The sequence below is a fragment of the Rice orange leaf phytoplasma genome (assembly GCF_001866375.1).
In the GTDB taxonomy this organism is placed as follows: domain Bacteria; phylum Bacillota_I; class Bacilli_A; order Acholeplasmatales; family Acholeplasmataceae; genus Phytoplasma; species Phytoplasma asteris.
This window is the reverse complement of the sequence record NZ_MIEP01000004.1, coordinates 24,046-38,750: the sequence shown is the minus strand read 5'-3', so window position 1 is coordinate 38,750 and position 14,705 is coordinate 24,046. Positions and strand designations below refer to the sequence as shown.

Sequence of the window (14,705 nt, the reverse complement as noted above, 5' to 3'; positions counted from 1 at the left end):
CTAAATCAATAAAGAAAGCAAGGATAAAAAATTGATAGCTGAAGTAATTATAGATATAAAAACTACATATCAAGGAATTAACAAACCTTTTGATTATTTGGTACCACCCCATTTTGAAAAGATAATCAAAAAAACAATGAGAGTTGTAGTTCCTTTTGGTAATGCTAATTCGCAACGCTTAGGCTATATTATCAATTTAAAAGAAAATAGCAAGTTCAATAAGAACTTAAAAGAAATAATAACTATTTTAGATGAAACTCCTTATTTTGATCAAGAATTTTTTTTATTATCCCAAGAAATGTTAAAAACTCCTTTCATTATTAAAGCCTTAGTTTATGAAACTATTTTCCCCAAAGAATTTGTAAAATCTTTTTTAAAAGAAATTAAAATTATAAATAAGGAGTTATTTCCTGAAAATCTCAAAGGTTTTTTCGCAAACAAAAAGGAACTTTTTTTAAATCCCAAAAACAAATCCCAAGAAAAACTATTAGAACATTTTACAAAACTATCTAAGAAAAAAATTGTCATAATCAAAGATATTTTACAACTCAAAGAAAAAAACAATGAAAAAAAAATATGCATTTACCACCTTAATCCGCAATTAAGTGAAAAAAAAGATATAAAATTAACACCCAAGCAAAAAGATTTTATTGCAAAATTAAAAGAATTAAAACCTTTAAAACCTTTAAAAATGTTAGATAAAACAAACTCAAATGAAATCAAACATAGCAAACCAAAAATAAAAATTCAAGAAATCACAAGAAAAAAAGCCTTAGAATTGACTTCAAACAGCATTATTCAATCCTTAATCCGCAAAAAGATTCTTTTACAAACAGAACAAAAAATAAGTATAGTTCTAAATCACAACTTTGATTTACTTGCAGAAGACAAAAAAATAATTTTGAATGAAGAACAACAACAAATAGCACAAAAAATAAATCTTAACTACCACAAAACTTATCTTTTACACGGAAAAACAGGCTCAGGCAAAACTGAAATTTATCTCCATTTAATTACCAAAGTTCTCAATCAAAATAAACAAGTTTTATTATTGGTACCTGAAGTAATGTTAATAGCTCCTTTAATGCAACGCCTCCAAGCCAAATTCACAAACAAAAATATAGCTATTTTAAACAGTTATTTAAGCCCCAAAGAACATTTAGACCAATTTTTAAAAATCAAAGAACAACAAGCCTGCATTGTTTTAGGCACTCGTAGTGCTATTTTTGCTCCTTTAAATAATTTAGGAATTGTCATCATTGACGAAGAACACGACGAGGCTTTAATAGAAAAAGAGCGCGCCACTTATGATGCAAGAACCTTAGCACAAATAAGGGCTAAATACCACAAAATTCCTTTAATTTTAGGAAGCGCTACTCCTTCTTTGGAAAGTCATTATCAAGTTTTACAACAAAATTATCAACTTTTAAGCCTTACCAAAAGAGCTTTAATTGATGCTTTACCTCCCATCGAACTTGTAGACATGAAAGAAGAATTAAAAAAAGGCAATTTAGAACCTTTTTCCCAAACCCTCAAACATGCATTAAGGGAAGTTCTAGCCAAACAACAACAAGCCATTTTATTTATAAACACTAAAGGTTTTGCACCATTTGTTTTATGTCGTTTTTGCGGCTTTGTCCCCAAATGCCATAAATGCAACAATAGCCTTACTTTTTATCAAAAACAAGAACTATTAAAATGTAGTCATTGCAACTATAAAGAGCAATTTACACCAAAATGCATGTGCTGCTCCAAAGAACAAATAAAAGAAGTAGGCGTTGGTATCGAATACATCGAAGCTTATCTCCAAAAAGAATTTTTGCAAGCAAGACTTATCAAATTTGATTCAGATACTATCACAAAAATTAGTCAATACGAAAAATTATGGAACGATTTTAATCAAGAAAAAGCAGATATTTTGTTAGGAACTCAAATGATTGCCAAAGGACTTGACTTTCACAAAGTTACTTTAGTAGGTATTTTAATGGCAGATTCTTTACTCAAAATTCCTAGTTTTAAAGGCTCAGAAAAAACCTTTCAATTACTCATTCAAGCAGCAGGACGTTGTGGCAGAAAAGAAAAAGGCAAAGTAATTGTGCAAAGCTATAATATAGACCATTTTGCAATTAATGCGGCAGTCAAATATGAAGAAAAGGAGTTTTTGAGACAACTTTTAGAAGAAAGAAAAATGTCACAAAACCCTCCATTTGGATACCTGAGCCAAATTTTAATCTCTCATAAAGATTTTAAAAAAACTTTTGATATTGCTTACCGCATCAAAGCAGCATTGTCCAATCGCTTTTCACACAAAATAACTGTTTTAGGTCCTGTTTTATCACTTATTCCTAAAAAAAATAACCGTTATCGCTGTTTATTGACACTAAAATATAGCATTTGGCCTTTGGATCTAGATTTTATTTTGGAAAACAACATTCACCAAGATGCTTTAATTATTTTTGATAGGTTTGCTAATTTATTGTAAACAAATTATAAAATCCAAAGATAAATTAAAATTGCATGGAGGCAAAAAAGAAACGCCAAACCAAAAGGCAACAATAATAGCAAACAGAAGTTTTTGAAAATAGTCATCAATTTTTTCAATTACCACAAATCACAAAAAAATCACAAAACCAAAAGAAACACCCAAATAAAATTACTATTCTTTTTTATTGCTTTTATTTTCCATTAACAAAAAAATATGTACCACAAAAAGCGAGCAAAAACCAATGAAAAACCAGCAATTATTTTACTTTATAAATTGACATTTTTTATTATTTATGTTAAAATGAAATCAGTTAGTTATTAAAAATATAAATTAAAAGCGAGGTGCTGTTTCAAAAAAATATGGACGATAGTGATAGTATAAAATTTAGTACAATAAAGATCTTTGAAAAAAAGACGTTTGTGGGTAAAAAATCAAATTTAGCAAATAAAAAAATGTGCATTAATGCCAAAAGGTATTTTTTCTTATGAATCCGATAGTCATATTGATTATTTTAATCGCATTAAATGCTTTTTTTGCAGCTTGCGAAATATCTTTTATTTCTACTAACGAAAGCAAAATTGAATTAGATATCAAAAAGGGCAATAAAAATGCTCTAAGAGTCAAAAAAATCAAAACCAAACCAACCACTTTTTTATCAGTAATTCAAATTATGATTCACATCATTACTTTTTTTCAAGGAAATATTGTAACATCTTGTTGGCTAAGAGAAACAGAAGGGCATTTTTCATTACATAACATCGGAATTGAGGCTTTAATTATTACCCTTTCTATTATTTTTGGAGAATTAATTCCTAAACGCATAGCAATGCATGCACCTTCCAAAATTGCTTATCTTTTTTCTGGTTCTATTTCCTTAATTGCTTGGTTAATTACGCCTTTGGTTTGGATTTTGACTCAAGTAAGTAATCTTTTTCTTATTGTTTTCGGACTAAATCCTAACAAAAATAGCATACAAGTCTCAGAAGACGAACTACGCTTAATGTTAACTTCAAGTTATCAAAAAGGCATCATTGACAAAGATGAAAATAAAATGATTCAAAATATTTTTGAATTTGATCACACAAACATTTCTGAAGTAATGCGCCACCGCACCGAAGTAGTTGCAATTGATGTTGAAATTACCAAAAAAGAATTAATTAAAACTATCCAAAATGAAAAATACACACGTTTCCCAGTTTATGAAAATAGTATTGATAATATTATAGGCATTTTACATGTTAAAGATATTTTTAATTATTTAATGTCCTCAAACCCAAATAAAATTTTTGATTTGAAAAAATTCATTAGAAAACCTTATTTGGTCCCAGATACAAAAAATACTAATGAATTTTTCCGCGAAATGAAAAAAACCAAAACCCATATGGCAATAGTAATTGACGAATATGGTGGCACAGCTGGAATAATTACTTTTGAGGATTTAATTGAAGAGATCTTAGGTGAAATTTCGGATGAATACGACAACGAAGATCTAATGATTAAAGAAGTTGCCAAAAATGAATATATTGTTAATGGATTTGCTGATTTAGAAGAGGTCGCAGAAGCAATTAAATTAGAATTTAACACTGAAGATTATGATACTTTAAGTGGTTTTTTAATAGGACAATTGGGAAGATTCCCCAAACCAAATGACAAAAATACCGAAATCATTTACAAGAATTTTAAATTTACAATCTTAAAACACAATGATAAAGTAATTTCTCAAATCAAAATCACAAAAATAGATTTACAAGAAGAAATAAAATAAATAAAAAGAGCAAATATTTTCATATTTGCTCTTTTTTTATACCTTTATAAATTTGTTCAATTAAGAAATCATTTATTTTCAAATAAATAATAATGGGTAATACAAAATCAAAGTTTAGAATTATACCCATTCATTAAAATATTAAAATCCACATCTTGGATAAAATTAAATATAATTTTATTAATAATATTAATGTTTTTTAAAATATTTTTTTGACTGCTTGCATTGACAGGCGTTAAAAGATATTGATCCAAAGGCATGCAAGAATCTAAACTTACTCCTATTTTTAACCTTTTAAATTGTTTAGTGCCTAAACGATCAATAATATTCCTTAATCCGTTATGCCCTCCATGACCACCTTGCATTTTTAACTTTAATTTGCCTTCATCCAAATAAATATCATCTACAATAACTAAAATATTTTCTATCTTAATGCGATATTTATTTATAATTTTTTTTACCACTTCACCTGATAAATTCATATACGTTTGTGGTTTAATCAATAATGATTGGTGGTGGTTAAAATTAATTTGATAAATGTGGGCGGTTTTGTCTTCCTTCAAGATTTGATATTTATTTTGACTTAAAAAAGAATCAACAACAGCAAAACCAACATTATGACGAGTGTTTAGAAATTTGGTACCTGGATTGCCCAAACCTACAATAAGTTTCATCATTTTTCCTTTCTTTTTGTTGTGTTTTATTATTTCATTTTATTATTTATGATAAGCAAAAACAAAAAGTAAAACAAAAGCCGTTTACAAATTTATTTTTGCAATTATATATTTGAATTATTTTACTAATTACATTATTTTTTGGAATTGCAAAAAGAAAAGTGATTTTAATTTTTGTATTTTGTGCGCAAATTATTTTTAATAACAAAGATAACAAAATACCAACACCAATAAAGAAAAAAGATGCCTTTATTAAAGCATCTCTTATATAAATTATTGAAACAAATAACAAAGAAAGAATTATTTATTAATATCTTTTAAAATATTTTCTATACGGCGTCCATAAGATAAAGATTTATCATATTTAAAAACTAAATCAGGTATTTTACGAAAATTTTTAATTTTTTTAGCTAATTCTAACCGAATAACAACTTTATTTTTTTCAATGGTTTCTTCTGTTAATTTCAAAACAGTTGGATCATCGCTTAAAATAGTGTAATAAATATTAGCAAAAGACAAGTCTTTTGTTACTTTAACATCGGTTAAATTAATATATCCTATTTGTTCGTCTTGAATAACATCATTAATTAATACCAATTCTTTTTGAATTAGACTAGACAATCTTTCAGCTGTTGTTACCATTTTTTATTCCTCTACTTTGCTTAGTTTAGATGTTTCTATTATATCATTAATTTCAAAATCATTAAAACCATCAAGTAAAATGCCGCACTCATAACCTTGTTTGGCAGATTTAATGTTGTCTTTGAGATGTTTTAAGGATACAATTTTACCTTTAAATAAAACTTCATCATTGCGCATTACTTTGGCAAAATCGCTATTATTGACAATACCTTGTGTCACATAACAACCAGCAATATTGCCAACTTTACTGATATTAAAAATTTTTCTTACTTCTACTTTACCAGTAACCACTTCTTCAAAAGTAGGCTTAATCATAGATTTTAATTTTTGTTCAATATCTTCAATAATGCGGTAAATAACATTATGAATAGTAATTTTTACTTCTTGTCTTTGAGCAGATTTGAGTGTGGAAGAAGCAGGTTTGATATTGAAGCCTATTAACAAACTGTCTGATGATTTGGCAAAAGCAATATCTGTTTCTGTAATGGTGCCAACAGCAGCGCGCAAAAGTTGCACTTTAAGATCAGATACTTTAATTTTGGCAATCATACCTTGAAGCGCTTCCAAACTTCCTTGAGTATCAGCTTTTAAAATGATATTTAGTTCTTGCGGTTTTTCGGTTTCTAAGTTTTGTAAAATATCTTCTAAATTAAGAGGTGAAGGGATTTTGGCTAAAGTTTCTTTAGTTTGGGATTTTTTTTCGGCTACAATTTGGCGTGCTTGTTTTTCATTAGCAACGACGTAAAAAATATCTCCTGCTTGAGGCACTTCTTTTAATCCTGCAACACGCACAGGTTGCGAAGGTAAGGCTTTGGTTAGTTTTTTTTTATTTTCATCTTCCATGGAACGAATTTTTCCATAAGAAGCTCCAGCAACGACGATATCGCCTACTTTGAGGTTGCCATCACTTACAATAAAAGTAGCCACCATTCCTAAAGATTTATCAAGGCTTGCCTCAATAACTGTTCCTTGAGCTTTTTGATCGGGATTAGCTTGTAAATTTTGGATTTCACTAACTAAAAGAATAATTTCTAATATTTTTTCCAAACCTTCTCTTTTTAAAGCAGAAATAGAAATATAAGGAGTAGTGCCACCCCATTCTTCAGGCAACAAATCATAACTAGATAATTCTTGCATAATTTGTTGTGTATTATTATTGGGTTTATCAATTTTATTTAAAGCAACAATAATAGGAATTTGGGCTTTTTGGGCGTGCTTCAAGGCTTCTAAGGTTTGTGGTTTGACACAATCATCAACTGCTACTACCAAAATACAAATATCAGTAATTTTAGCTCCTCTAGCCCTCATCTTATCAAAAGCTTCATGTCCTGGAGTATCAATAAAAGTTATTTTATTGCCTTGGTATTCAACTTGATAAGCTCCTATGTGTTGGGTAATGCCTCCAAATTCTTGATCAACTACACGAGTTTTTCGAATGGCATCTAATAGGGTAGTTTTGCCGTGGTCAACGTGTCCCATAATAGTTACAATGGGCGGTGTTTTTTGCAAATTAAGTTTTTGGTTGGGTTTGGTTTTAGTGAGGGAAGGCTTTTGCGGTTGAAGTTGTGGTGGGGTGTGTTTTTCTTGGGGTTCGCTTACTTGAATATTGTAATCTTTGGCTAAAAGTTCAACAATATCTTTTTCTAAGGTTTGATTAACATCTGCTTTAATTCCTAATTGTAATAATTTTTTAATTAAAACAGCACTGGTAATACCAAAAACTTGAGCGATTTGAAAAACTTTGTCTTGGGGATTAAAAACATAGTTTTTACTAGCAAAATCGTTTTTCAAATCCGTTTCCTTGGATAATTTAGGGGTAGTTTTGGATGAATTTTCATTATTTGTTTTTTTGTTAAGGGTCATTTACATCCCTCCTTTAATTTTAATAATTTTTAATGCATGAAAATAAAAGATTGCAACATAAAAAATAAATTGGGCACAAAATAAAAAATGTGAAGTGTGAAGTGAACAAAAAATATTTCAAAGATGGAAAAATGCATAAATAAAATATAAAAATGTTTGCTAAGTTTGTAAAGCAATCAATTTTAAAAGAGTTTGATATATTTCTTCAGGAACTTTGGTTTTGAGTTTTTTATCTAAAAGTTTCTTTTTTTGCGACAAAATAACATATTCAAGTTTTAAAGTTAGATATGCTCCTCTTCCTTGAAGTGCTAAATTAAAATCAACAGCTATTTTTCCTTGTTTAGTGCTATTTATTCTAATCATTTTTTTGATATCTTGAATTTTTTTAGAAACTATACAAGTTCGCAAAACAGTCATTACAATTAAATTAATCCTTCTGTTTGGGCTTGATCTAAGGTTTTGATATCGATATTCCACTTAGTTACTTCCACTGCTAATTTAACATTTTTACCTAATTTACCAATCGCTAAAGAAAATTGGTCGTCAGGAACAATTGCAATAGCGTATTTGTTAATGTCGTCTTTGATGACAACTTGAAGGCATGAAGCAGGTTTGAGGGCATTTGAAATAAGTTCTTGGGGATCGTCGCTCCAAACAAATAAATCAACTTTTTCGTCTTTAAGGATTTTGATAACATTTTTAATACGGTTACTTCTTTCGCCAATACAAGAGCCAATGGCATCTACTTGAGCGTCGCAGGACAATAAACCAATTTTGGTACGTTCGCCAGAAATGCGGGCAATCCCTGCAATTTTAACGATGCCTTCTTGGATTTCAGGAATATTTTCTTCTAACACTTTAACTACAAGTCCCACATGATTACAACTGACAAAAATCTTAGGCCATTTAGTAGTTTTTCTTACTTCTGACAAAAAAACTTGAATTCTTTCGCCTACTTGCATTTCATTATTGGAAGCAATTTCTTTTTTAGGCAGCAAGGTAGTAATTTCTTTTTCTAATTCCAAATTATAAAATTTATCGTTTTCCGAAATAATTTTAGCGCTAATTAATTTGCCTTCTTGTTGTTTGAAAAAATTATAAATGTTTTCTCTTTTCTTTTTGGTAAGCTCTTCGTTGAATTGATTTTTAAGTTCTTTGACAGCGTATAGATTAAAATCTTTAGGATCAACTTTAATATCAATTACTTGACCTATTTTGGCATGAGGCTTAATTTGTTGGGCTTCTTCAAGAGTAATGGGAGTTGACTCTTTTAAATTAATAGTGCTCATAGTGGCTTCATCGGCAACCAAAAATTGTTTATATAAAATAATTTCGCTTTTGTCTTCTTTTAACTGGATTTTACAGCTTTTAACTTTATGATTTTTTTTGCAACCAGAAATCAATCCTTTAGCAAAAGCATCAATAACTTGGTCTTTATCTAAATCTCTTTCTTGAGCGATTTTATCTAAAAGTTTAAAAAAATTCTTACTAATCAAACGATACCTCCTAGTAAATGCATCTTGTTAGATGTGGGCGAATTTAACATTAACAAACGCAACCAACTAAAACCAGATACAAAATAAAAAAACAGTGATTTGTTACAAGCACCATTTTTATCTTTTGATGAAAAAAAATAACTCATAATATAATTATATCATTTCCCAAGGCAAATAACAATTTTTTATGCATCCTTAAGGAATTTTGTGAATAAAAAGGAGATAAAAATAATAAATTTGACTATTGGACAATATCTTTAGGAGTTAAATATAAGAAATTAGGTTTTTGGGTTTGGCTGATAAGTCCTTTCAAAATTTCTACCATTACCCAAGTATCTTGTTTGCAATATTGTTCTAAGGCTTGAAATTGCGCTTGAAATTGCAAAGGAGACATTTTAGGCAGTTGAATGTAAGTTAAAAAAGCCTCAATACCATTTTGAATAACTAAATTTTTATAATTCAAATTGCAAAATAAAGGAGTAATTTTTTTGATAGAAAAAGAACCTTGCAAATGGGGATGATAAAAATTAATGCCTGCAGCTTGTTCAGAATCAAATCCTAGGTTTTGATAAAAAGTTTTGCTGCCTTTTAGAAGGTCTTTAAGGTCGAAAATACGCGTAATAATGTTTTGGATTTGCAAAGAATATTCAGGAAAAAGCAAAGATAATTCTTGAAGGCGTGTTTTTTCAAAAGCTTTATGATAAACAATAATGGAGCCTCCATCATCTAAAATGGCATTGGTTAGTTTTTCTAATAGGGTTTTTCTGTAATCGGCGTGATCAGGTGCCAAAAAAGAAACGTGATTTTTATCTTTGTTGCACAAACCAGGGGCTTTTTCGATGTGAAGTGAAAATTGAAATAAGGATTGGGTATAGGGTTTTTCGCCTTTAAATCTAGGAAAGGGACACGGAAAAGCCTCAAAATCTAAATAATAAAGAGGGTATTTTAGAATTTGCAACCCTGCTTTAATCTTATCAAAACAATAATAAGGAAGCTTTTTTTGGGTAACTTTTTGTTGCACTTTGTTATCAAAACGATTCAACCAAGCAAAAGGAATGTCAGAAACATGATAATATTGTTGCAAAATTAACTGTTGTGTTTCGTGTTTTTGTTTGTTTTGGGAGTCAAAAAAACCTAAATGATTATAAAAATAAGTAAAAATACTGTCTTTGGAAGGGATGTTTTCATAAAAATGAAGGATTTTTTCAGGCAACAAATAATAAGCAGAAGTGCCGTTTGGCTTGTTAGTTTTTGAAGACAAATAAGAAATTAAAAGATTGGCATCATTTTCTAATATTTGAGTTCCTTGTTGTGTAATCAAAGTCAAATCAATAAAAGTAAGCAAGTTAGGATCCAAAGCCGCATTACAACTTTTGCAATCATAAACATAATCCGAATTAAGAACTACCAAATAATACTCTATTTTTTTCTTTTTTTGTGCCTCAGTTAAATTGTTTTCAATTACCCATCTTTGATAAGTTAAATCATAGATGTATTTTCCTTCTTGTGATTTGGGATTAAAAAAAGTTTGCATTTTTTTTTGATAAGATGGGTTGTCTTGATTGGAGCCCTTGCAAAAAGGTGATAAGGTGTTAGGACTTGTATAATGGAAAAAGGGCATTTTTTCTTTGTTATCGTTTACAAATTGCAATTTTAAAAATTTTTTGCTAGTAGTAGTTTTAGTTTCAAAAATACGAATAGTTGTTTTGTCTTCTTGATATCCATCTAAAAAACAATAAAATTGATATCCTTGTTTATTCATTTGAAACTTTTTTTGTTGATAAGTTTCCAAAGAAAAAATAACTTCTCCTGGAAAATGTTTTTCCAAATAAGAACCTACCAAAAGCTCTAATTGTTTGTAATAAGGTTGCATAATGTTTAAATGTTTTTGGTTTAAAACAGCTTGATATTCGTCTTGCTCGCTTAGATTTTCTTGTAAAAAAGCAAGTTTTTTAGCATAAGTTTCTTCATTAATTAAATCTTTGAGTTCATTGGAAAAATCCAAAAGAAACTGAGATTTATTTTGATACAAAAACTTAAAATTCAAATATTTTAAAACTTTTAAAAACTTAATAAAACGAGTTTTAGAAATTTTCATTCATGTGTCCTTAATTATTGTCTAATTTGATATCTGCATAAAAGCAAAAAATACAAAATAATTGATTATTTTGTATCATTATTATTGCAAAAATTTAATTGTTATAAATTATTGTTAAACTACAAAAAAATACAAAATATTAAGCAATTTAAGTTAGAGATTTTTAAAATTGGTTTTTTATTCATTAAAAAATACAAGGGTTAAGGTTTATTGTTTTTGATTAAAGTTTTTTAATGTTTTTTGAATACGCAATTTAGCATCAAAGTCTTTTAAAGCATTTCTTTTATCGTGTTGTTTCTTACCTTTAGCTAAGGCAATTTCTAATTTAACTAAATTTTTATTAAAATAAACTTTTAAAGGAATAACAGACAATTTTTCAGTTTTAATTTTGTTTTGAATTTGGATAATTTCATGTTTTTGCAACAAAAGCTTTTTAGTTCTATTTTCATCATATGCCAAACAACAACTAAAAGGATATTTTAAAATAGTCATATTCACTATAAAAGCTTCTTCATTTTTGATATGAATATAGGAGTTTAATAAATTAATTTTTCCTATTCTAATTGATTTTACTTCGCTTCCTAATAATTTGATTCCTGCTTGATATTTTTTCTTTTCTAAAGAATAATCATAAAATGCTTTTTTATTAGTGATAATTGTTTTCATAATTTAAACTTTTCCTTTGCAAAATGAAATAAATGCAATAATCAAAATTGAGTTAGTAAGTTTTTTTAAAAATAAGTTTGTTGTACAGTATATTTATCACCAATATTATTGTCAAATCTTTTCTTTTCAAGCATTTTAATCAAATATTAATCAAATAATTTAATTACAATTGAGCCTTATTAAAACTGAAAAATGATATGGAGGCAAAACACAAATAAACTTTATTTGCAAAAATATAAGAAGGTTTTTATTGCTTTTTTTCTTTCTTTAAAGAAGGTTTGATAACTTTTTGATAAGTTAAAAGACTTGTTTCAATAGCACTAAATGCTGCTTGTTTATCTTGTATAGCTTCAATAACTACTTTTTTCTTTTCCAAAGCTTTGTAATTTTCAAAAAAATGCTTAATTTCTGCAATCATTGGCAAAGGCATATCTTTTAAATCTTGTAAATGAGAAAAATACTTATCAAAAACAGGAACTGCAATTACTTTTTCATCTAATTCATCATTATCAATCATTTTAATTACTCCCAAAGGACGACATTTTACCAAAGTCATAGGATCTAGGATTTCTTGAGATAACACCAAAACATCTAAAGGATCATTGTCTTCACAATGAGTTAAAGGAACAAATCCATAATTAATCGGATATCGAAAAGCAGTTGTCAAAAAACGATCAAGCAACAAAAGACCTGTTTCTTTGTCAATCTCATATTTTTTTTTACTTCCTTGAGAAATTTCAATAACTACTATAAACTCTTCTTTGGTAATTCTTTCAGGATTAATATCATGTAATATATTCATTTTTAAACCTCTTTATTATTTTATTTATTTTATAATTTGTTTTATGATATTTTATTGTTTTATTTTTTTGCAATAAATTTTTATCTTTGGTAATTACAAAAGATACATTAAAATGCTTCCTGCAACTGCAACATTTAAGCTTTCGACATTTTGAGTGCAAATATTTACAAAATAATCAGAAAGGGCTTCTGTTTCCAAAGAAATCCCTTGTCCTTCGTTTCCTAAAATTAATACTTTTTTAGGATATTTTTTAGCATCTTCCATAGTAATATTGGCTTTTTGGGGAAAAGCACTAAAAATAGAATAGTTTTTTTCTTTAATTTCTTCTAAAAAGGATTTGGTATTGCCTCTTTTTAAGGAAAGCGAAAATAAGGCACCTTGGCTTGATCTAATAGTTTTTTCATGATAAAAATCAGCGCTATGAAAACTGGCAAAAACTTGATTAAACCCAAAAGCACTAGCAGAACGCATTAAAGCTCCTAAATTAGCAGGGTCTTGAATATCATCCAAAACTAAAATTTTATCAGACAATAAATTATTCTCTGAGGTAGGTTTGCAAAGAGCCATTTGCTCAAAGACAGTTTTAGTTTGAGATAATTCTTTCATCAAAGAAGGCGCAATAAAAGTCCCTGGTTTTTCCTCATTAGAAGTAAAAATGGTAACAACAGCGTTGTTTTTTTGTGCTTGTTCAATGAGATGATCACCATATACTAAAAATTGTTGATATAAATCGCGATATTTTTTTAATTGTAATTTTTTTAATTTTTTAAAAGTAGGATTTTGTTTCGATGTAATCATAAATGCTCCTTTGAATGAAATTAGTAAAGCATAAAAATTAAAATTAATTTGCATTTTACGCTCTTTTTAAATATTATTTTATTGAATTGTTTTTTATCTTTTGTATTTTAATATTGACTTACAATTGTTTGCTCTGGATTTTGTTCGCAAAAATGCTTAATTGATTCTTTTACATCAAAAAAACCATAATCACAGATATTAAATTGCAAATGTTGGTCTATATTTAGAGTAATTGTATTTTGAAAAGCATCATTTAATAAGGGGAAATAATCTATTTTTTGCTCTTCTCTTTTAGCTTTTAGAATAGTTGGTTTAGTGGTGGGATTTTGAGGCAAATAAAGAGTACAACAATCATGAAAAGCACGAATAGAAATATCAAAAGTATCAATTTTTTTAGCTATTTTAATTATTTCATTTTTATCCATAGTAACTAAAGGTCTTAAAATAGTCATACTCGTTACTTGAGTAGTTGTCTGCATACTTTCCAAAGTTTGACTTGCTACTTGTCCTACTGATTCACCATTAATTAAACATAAATGATTTTTTTGAAAAGCAAATTGAGAAGCTAAACGATACATCATCCGACGCATAACATTAATGATATAAGAATCTAGAACTGTTTTAGTAATTGTTTCTTGCAAATATCTAAAAGGCACTAAATGCAATTTAATTTGATTACCAAAAGCATAACGACTCAAAACTTTAGCTAAATCAATTACTTTTTGGATTGATTCTAAAGGAGTTAAAGGGCTTGATTCAAAATGTAATAACTCTACTGTAATACCTTTTTTCATCGCCAAATAAGCAGCTACAGGAGAATCAATACCACCACTCATCAAAACAGTTCCTATACTACCAGAAGAAACAGGAAACCCTCCTAAAGCTTGAGTTTCATCACTTTTTAAATAAAGATAAGTTTTTTCTTTTCTAATACTAACATGTAAAATAACTTGAGGATTTTTAACATCAACTATTAATTTACCTTCAAACTGCTTTAAAATTAAAGGAGCAATTTGTTGGGTAAGTTCCAAACTTTTTAAAGCAAAACTTTTATCTTTTCTAGTGGTTTCTATTTTAAAAGAAGTATTTTTTTTAATTTTTTCTTGTAACAATAAACAAGCTTTTTGAACAATATCATCTAATTGTCTACTTGCTTGACTTACTACAACAAAAGAAGAAATCCCTGATACATAAGATAATCTTTTAAGAATTTCTTTTTCTAAACTTGCATCATAAATATATTCTAGATAAGCATAATCGTGTTTAAAATACATTTGAACGTTGCAAAGGTCTTTAATTTTATTTTGTAATAATTGTCTTAATGTATTAATGAAAGCTTTTTTATTTTTTCCTTTTAAAAATAATTCTCCAAATCTAATTAAAATTTTTTTTTGATACATAAAGTTCCTCACATCA

12 protein-coding genes are annotated in these 14,705 nt (G+C 28.0%); 2 read left to right on the top strand and 10 right to left on the bottom strand.

What is annotated here, in order from left to right; genetic code table 11:
* The first annotated feature begins 31 nt into the window (after positions 1 to 31).
* Together priA and BHE82_RS01115 are read left to right on the top strand one after the other, a co-directional pair.
* Positions 32 to 2,482, top strand: coding sequence for a replication restart helicase PriA (priA, locus tag BHE82_RS01120; RefSeq protein WP_071345464.1), 2,451 nt, complete (start codon positions 32 to 34; stop codon positions 2,480 to 2,482).
* 487 nt (positions 2,483 to 2,969) lie between these two features.
* On the top strand, positions 2,970 to 4,250 hold the full coding sequence (locus BHE82_RS01115) for a hemolysin family protein (RefSeq protein WP_071345463.1): 1,281 nt from the start codon (positions 2,970 to 2,972) through the stop codon (positions 4,248 to 4,250).
* 107 nt (positions 4,251 to 4,357) lie between these two features.
* Here BHE82_RS01115 and pth read toward each other — a convergent pair whose 3' ends face one another.
* The 10 genes from pth to thiI form a co-directional block, all read right to left on the bottom strand.
* Positions 4,358 to 4,924, bottom strand: coding sequence for an aminoacyl-tRNA hydrolase (gene pth, locus BHE82_RS01110; RefSeq protein WP_071345462.1), 567 nt, complete (start codon positions 4,922 to 4,924; stop codon positions 4,358 to 4,360).
* Positions 4,925 to 5,224: 300 nt separating this feature from the next.
* A complete protein-coding gene (gene rbfA / locus BHE82_RS01100) occupies positions 5,225 to 5,566 on the bottom strand; it encodes a 30S ribosome-binding factor RbfA (RefSeq protein ID WP_071345460.1) in 342 nt (113 codons plus the stop codon).
* A 3-nt stretch (positions 5,567 to 5,569) separates the two neighbouring features.
* Positions 5,570 to 7,429 carry a translation initiation factor IF-2 gene (gene infB / locus BHE82_RS01095; protein WP_071345459.1) on the bottom strand — a complete coding sequence of 620 codons (1,860 nt, stop codon included), beginning with the start codon at positions 7,427 to 7,429 and terminating at the stop codon, positions 5,570 to 5,572.
* A gap of 159 nt (positions 7,430 to 7,588) precedes the next feature.
* Entirely contained in the window at positions 7,589 to 7,846 is a 258-nt protein-coding gene (locus BHE82_RS01090; RefSeq protein ID WP_071345458.1) for a YlxR family protein, read from the bottom strand.
* A 5-nt stretch (positions 7,847 to 7,851) separates the two neighbouring features.
* Positions 7,852 to 8,925, bottom strand: coding sequence for a transcription termination factor NusA (gene nusA / locus BHE82_RS01085; RefSeq protein WP_071345457.1), 1,074 nt, complete (start codon positions 8,923 to 8,925; stop codon positions 7,852 to 7,854).
* A gap of 241 nt (positions 8,926 to 9,166) precedes the next feature.
* Complete coding sequence (locus tag BHE82_RS01080) at positions 9,167 to 11,023, bottom strand: DUF2779 domain-containing protein (RefSeq protein ID WP_071345456.1); 1,857 nt, start codon at positions 11,021 to 11,023, stop codon at positions 9,167 to 9,169.
* A gap of 207 nt (positions 11,024 to 11,230) precedes the next feature.
* Positions 11,231 to 11,689: an SsrA-binding protein SmpB gene (smpB, locus tag BHE82_RS01075; protein ID WP_180365485.1), complete on the bottom strand. Its 459-nt coding sequence runs from the start codon at positions 11,687 to 11,689 to the stop codon at positions 11,231 to 11,233.
* Positions 11,690 to 11,936: 247 nt separating this feature from the next.
* Positions 11,937 to 12,491: an inorganic diphosphatase gene (locus tag BHE82_RS01070; RefSeq protein WP_011160520.1), complete on the bottom strand. Its 555-nt coding sequence runs from the start codon at positions 12,489 to 12,491 to the stop codon at positions 11,937 to 11,939.
* Positions 12,492 to 12,584: 93 nt separating this feature from the next.
* Positions 12,585 to 13,289, bottom strand: a complete 705-nt coding sequence (locus BHE82_RS01065; RefSeq protein WP_071345580.1) for a TrmH family RNA methyltransferase — start codon at positions 13,287 to 13,289, stop codon at positions 12,585 to 12,587.
* Positions 13,290 to 13,396: 107 nt separating this feature from the next.
* A complete protein-coding gene (gene thiI / locus BHE82_RS01060; protein WP_257608382.1) occupies positions 13,397 to 14,689 on the bottom strand; it encodes a tRNA uracil 4-sulfurtransferase ThiI in 1,293 nt (430 codons plus the stop codon).
* Between the last annotated feature and the right edge of the window lie 16 nt (positions 14,690 to 14,705).

Bases quoted from the DNA above. Each gene is read 5' to 3' on its own strand.
- thiI (WP_257608382.1), bottom strand. From the start codon at position 14,689: ATGTATCAAAAAAAAATTTTAATTAGATTTGGAGAATTATTTTTAAAA.
- smpB (WP_180365485.1), bottom strand. From the start codon at position 11,689: ATGAAAACAATTATCACTAATAAAAAAGCATTTTATGATTATTCTTTA.
- BHE82_RS01065 (WP_071345580.1), bottom strand. From the start codon at position 13,289: ATGATTACATCGAAACAAAATCCTACTTTTAAAAAATTAAAAAAATTA.
- pth (WP_071345462.1), bottom strand. From the start codon at position 4,924: ATGAAACTTATTGTAGGTTTGGGCAATCCAGGTACCAAATTTCTAAAC.
- infB (WP_071345459.1), bottom strand. From the start codon at position 7,429: ATGACCCTTAACAAAAAAACAAATAATGAAAATTCATCCAAAACTACC.
- BHE82_RS01090 (WP_071345458.1), bottom strand. From the start codon at position 7,846: ATGACTGTTTTGCGAACTTGTATAGTTTCTAAAAAAATTCAAGATATC.
- rbfA (WP_071345460.1), bottom strand. From the start codon at position 5,566: ATGGTAACAACAGCTGAAAGATTGTCTAGTCTAATTCAAAAAGAATTG.
- BHE82_RS01070 (WP_011160520.1), bottom strand. From the start codon at position 12,491: ATGAATATATTACATGATATTAATCCTGAAAGAATTACCAAAGAAGAG.
- BHE82_RS01115 (WP_071345463.1), top strand. From the start codon at position 2,970: ATGAATCCGATAGTCATATTGATTATTTTAATCGCATTAAATGCTTTT.
- BHE82_RS01080 (WP_071345456.1), bottom strand. From the start codon at position 11,023: ATGAAAATTTCTAAAACTCGTTTTATTAAGTTTTTAAAAGTTTTAAAA.